The organism is Blautia sp. OM07-19, from assembly GCF_003481595.1.
Lineage (GTDB): Bacteria > Bacillota > Clostridia > Lachnospirales > Lachnospiraceae > Blautia_A > Blautia_A intestinihominis.
This window is the reverse complement of record NZ_QULA01000078.1, coordinates 1-2,620: the sequence shown is the minus strand read 5'-3', so window position 1 is coordinate 2,620 and position 2,620 is coordinate 1. Positions and strand designations below refer to the sequence as shown.

Here is a 2,620-nt window from a genome sequence, read left to right as displayed (position 1 = left end):
GGATTCTTTGCGCATTTACAGGTTTTCATATAATTTATTTGAAGTAGCACAATAGGTTATCATTAGTTTTAAAGTTCTTTTTGATCAGCTTTACAAAGCCGATCTTTGCAGCGAATTCTTTTATCAAAAGGAGTCCTGCATCGGAGGATAGATCATCTCCGTCAAAATTTATTTTAATTTGCCTATTGCTTTGAAGTGAAAAGCAATAGGCAATTAAAATACAGCAACTATGCGGCTTTTAGCCATGTTCACGGCGTTGCAGTGAATAATTCAGGATTAAAATAGATTGTTTACTTGACGCTGTTTAGGACATTAATTATACTTAAGTGTAATATCAAAAACAGGGAGGAAAACGAATATGAAGAAAAAGAATATGTTAATGTGTTTTTTAATTCTGGTTTGTACATTGTTTTTAGCATTACCGGTACAGGCAAGAACAACAGAGGTTTCCAGGGTAATGAACAGAAAGATGTCTTCGGCGGCATATGAGTTGGGAATGCGCCATGTTCCCAGTATGAACAGACGCTCATCGGTAAATTTCTATAACCGTACAGTAAGAAGCACGAGAGTAACATACGCAGCCAAGGGAAAATATTCTTCCAACTGTTCTTATCTTCAGGGCGAAACGTATTACAAGAATAAGGCTGGCAGATGGAACGTGTGTATCAGAGACAGAAGCCTTTCTTTATATGGAGTAAAAGTTGGGATGACTCCGGCGAATGCATATCAGCGATTTACAAGATATAAATGGCGGAGGGTATGGCAGGGAAGAACCGGAAGCATGTATATAAAAGGAGCAAAAGTAATTTCTATAAGTATTCGTAATGGAAAAATTACAAATATGTCATATCAGTGGCAGATGGAGTCAGAATATTAAATAAAGGGGGAACCGCTAATGAAAAAGAAGAAAAATTTTATTGTACTTATTGCTATTGCATTATTGTTTATATTGGCAGTACCGGTGTCTGCTGCGAGCGGAACAATGAAACTGAACAGGACACAGGTTTCCATGTATGTTACAGAAAGTACTACAATCAGAGCACTTGACAGCAGAGGAAAAACAAAGTCAGCATCATGGAGATCCAGCAATACACGGATCGCAACGGTTAAGAACGGAGTGATAACTGCGAAGAAAGCAGGCACGGTGACGATCACAGCGACCAGTAATGGCGTAAAGAGAAGCTGCAAGGTAACGGTAAGAAGCGACTGGTATCAGAAAGTGCTGAGATCCTATGGGGCTTCCTACAGGGTGAGAAATAACTGGGATGGAAAACTTACCACAGTGTATCGGAGAAATTTCAGCAGATACCGTCTGATTGATATAAACAACGATGGAATAAAAGAACTCATGCTGCATAATTATCCATGGGCTGTATTCTTTACATATTATAAAGGCAAGGTTACACCTCTGATTTATGGATCTACGAGAGGTGCTTATCTGAAAGGACAGTATCTTACAATAAAAACAGGAACATCGTCAGAGAATATATGCCGCACATATATTTTACAGAATGGAAAGGTGAAACAGATTATAAACTATTTCCATACCACAAGCAGTGCATATCCGGTTCCGATCTATGAGGTAAATGGAAAAAGATATTCAAAAACAGCATTTTTCAAAGTCTATAATAAATACATGAACAATGCTAAATTGTTATTCTAAAGTAATTCCCGTGGCGAAAGCTGCGGGAATTTGTCGTATAGAGCAGGTTCCTTTATTGTGAAATTTCTTGTTATTCCTCAGCTGAAACTTTATAATAAAAGTAGTTGCAGTCATTTTTCAACAGCTACAGGAAAGGATTTTGGCACATGGGTAATTATCTTAATCCAGGCAGTACGATGTTTTGGGGAGTTTGCGGTCGCAGATTTATATTGACAAAAGTGGTCTTATCAGGCAAATGAATACGTTACTGTATACAGAACAGAGATATGTCTGTGTCAGCAGACCGAGAAGATTTGGCAAGTCCATGGCCGCTAATATGCTTGCGGCGTATTATGATAAAGAGAATGATACAAAAGAACTTTTTGCGGGATTGAAAATCAGTAAAGATACGTCTTTTGATGAAAATATAAATAAATACGATGTAATAAAAATCAACATGCAGGAATTTCTGAGTGCAACGCAGAGTATGGATGATATGCTTAAGTTACTGCAGAAAAGAATTCTTGCAGATCTCAGAAATAAATATCCAGAATTTGTAACAGAGGAAAATCTTGTTTTTGTCATGCAGGATGTTTTTGCAAAGACAAATTCACCTTTCATAATTTTGATCGATGAGTGGGACTGTCTGTTTCGTGAATATGAACAGGACAGAGACGCACAGAAAAAATATTTGGATTTTTTGCGTTTCTGGCTAAAAGACAAGGAATATATTGCACTGGCATATATGACAGGAATCTTGCCGATCAAGAAATACGGTTCGCATTCTGCACTGAATATGTTCATGGAATATTCCATGACAGATCCAGGAAATCTTGCAGAGTTTTTTGGTTTTACAGAAGAGGAAGTAAGAGGACTTTGTGATGAATATAATATGAGTTTTGAATAACTGCGCGCCGCGTTCTCGTTACTTCTAGTGATGAGTTAGGCGCGCAAATTTTTTACAAAAAATATAAAAGA

The 2,620-nt window shown here is 37.4% G+C and carries 3 protein-coding genes and 1 pseudogene; 3 read left to right on the top strand and 1 reads right to left on the bottom strand.

What is annotated here, in order from left to right; all coding sequences use genetic code 11:
- Window positions 1-55 precede the first annotated feature (55 nt).
- Window positions 56-220 (bottom strand): annotated as a pseudogene (locus DXC01_RS19855) (transposase); the annotation flags it as partial.
- Between the two features lie 138 nt (window positions 221-358).
- Between DXC01_RS19855 and DXC01_RS19850 the strand changes: the two are divergent.
- From DXC01_RS19850 to DXC01_RS19840, 3 genes are all read left to right on the top strand, one after another.
- Window positions 359-877 (top strand): hypothetical protein, encoded by a 519-nt coding sequence (locus DXC01_RS19850; protein ID WP_118699688.1) that lies wholly within the window; start codon window positions 359-361, stop codon window positions 875-877.
- Between the two features lie 18 nt (window positions 878-895).
- Entirely contained in the window at window positions 896-1,663 is a 768-nt protein-coding gene (locus DXC01_RS19845; RefSeq protein WP_118699687.1) for an Ig-like domain-containing protein, read from the top strand.
- Window positions 1,664-1,898: 235 nt separating this feature from the next.
- A complete protein-coding gene (locus DXC01_RS19840; RefSeq protein WP_334295384.1) occupies window positions 1,899-2,549 on the top strand; it encodes an AAA family ATPase in 651 nt (216 codons plus the stop codon).
- Window positions 2,550-2,620 lie beyond the last annotated feature (71 nt).

Coding starts and splice junctions, on each gene's coding strand:
- DXC01_RS19850 (WP_118699688.1), top strand. CDS start 359: ATGAAGAAAAAGAATATGTTAATGTGTTTTTTAATTCTGGTTTGTACA.
- DXC01_RS19840 (WP_334295384.1), top strand. CDS start 1,899: ATGAATACGTTACTGTATACAGAACAGAGATATGTCTGTGTCAGCAGA.
- DXC01_RS19845 (WP_118699687.1), top strand. CDS start 896: ATGAAAAAGAAGAAAAATTTTATTGTACTTATTGCTATTGCATTATTG.